Below are 639 nucleotides of genomic sequence, written 5' to 3'. Positions count from 1 at the left end.
ATCGAGGCGCCACGTGACCGCGAGGAGCTCGATCCGCGTTCCTACGGCTTCACCGAGGCCGACTTCGACCGCAAGATCTTCCTCGATCACGTGCTCGGCCTCGAATACGGCACGCTGCGCGACATCGTGCAGATCTGCGAGCGCACCTACTGCCAGACCCTCGGCGTCGAATTCATGCACATCTCCAATGCCGCGCAGAAGGCGTGGATCCAGGAGCGCATCGAGGGGCCGGACAAGGAGATCAGCTTCACGCCCGAGGGACGCCGCGCGATCCTCAACAAGCTGATCGAGGCCGAAGCGCTTGGTGCCGGTGAATTTGACGTCGCAGAATTTCTCGAAGCCTTCGGCCTCGACGGCGGCGAATCGCTGATCCCGGCGCTGGAGCAGATCATCAAGCGCGGCGGCAATCTCGGCGTGAAGGAGATCGTCGTCGGCATGCCGCATCGCGGCCGCCTCAATGTGCTGACCCAGGTGATGGGCAAGCCGCACCGCGCGCTGTTCCACGAGTTCAAGGGCGGCTCGGCCAATCCGGACTCGGTCGAAGGCTCCGGCGACGTCAAGTATCACCTCGGCGCCTCCTCGGACCGCGAGTTCGACGGCAACAAGATCCATCTGTCGCTGACCGCCAACCCCTCGCAT

General features: G+C 64.2%; 1 pseudogene. It reads left to right on the top strand.

The annotated features are described in order from the left end of the window. Positions 1-639, top strand: a pseudogene (gene sucA, locus J6500_RS31635) (2-oxoglutarate dehydrogenase E1 component); the annotation flags it as partial.

This window comes from Bradyrhizobium semiaridum, assembly GCF_020329505.1.
Lineage (GTDB): Bacteria > Pseudomonadota > Alphaproteobacteria > Rhizobiales > Xanthobacteraceae > Bradyrhizobium > Bradyrhizobium semiaridum.
The sequence above is the reverse complement of the archived record's forward strand: the minus strand, read 5'-3'. Positions and strand labels throughout refer to the sequence as shown.